Source organism: Thalassobacterium maritimum (assembly GCF_031127805.1).
In the GTDB taxonomy this organism is placed as follows: Bacteria; Verrucomicrobiota; Verrucomicrobiia; order Opitutales; family Coraliomargaritaceae; genus Thalassobacterium; species Thalassobacterium maritimum.
In genome coordinates this window covers 1-393 of record NZ_JARXHW010000266.1, presented here as the reverse complement: position 1 = coordinate 393, position 393 = coordinate 1, and the positions used below count along the sequence as shown (strand labels likewise).

At 46.8% G+C, this 393-nt stretch carries 1 protein-coding gene; it reads left to right on the top strand.

The annotated features are described in order from the left end of the window. Nucleotides 1-60 precede the first annotated feature (60 nt). Nucleotides 61-336, top strand: coding sequence for a GIY-YIG nuclease family protein (locus tag QEH52_RS20630; protein ID WP_345785487.1), 276 nt, complete (start codon nucleotides 61-63; stop codon nucleotides 334-336). Nucleotides 337-393: the final 57 nt, after the last annotated feature.

Sequence of the window (393 nt, the reverse complement as noted above, 5' to 3'; positions counted from 1 at the left end):
ATCATTAATTGGTCGCGTAAAAGACTTCGTCTCACGCGATCCTTCAGTATTTAGCGAATCATGTTTTATGTTTACGTTTTACAGTCTGAACGAGATGCAGGCTTATACATTGGCTACACGAACAATTTAAAGCATCGACTCCGGCAGCATAATTCGGGTGAATCGAAAGCAACTAGCTCTCGATGCCCTTTGCGGCTCATTTACTACGAGGCGTATACTATCCGGGAAGATGCTCAGGGAAGAGAACGCTTTTTAAAAAGTGGTGCTGGACGAAAGTTTTTGAAGAGACAGTTGAAGCATTATTTCGCAGCACATCGGTGTTGCGTGACCGCGTGAGGCGAAGTCACGTGAGACTACGCGCACATAGCCTTTTACGCGGGCGGTGGAGGAAGG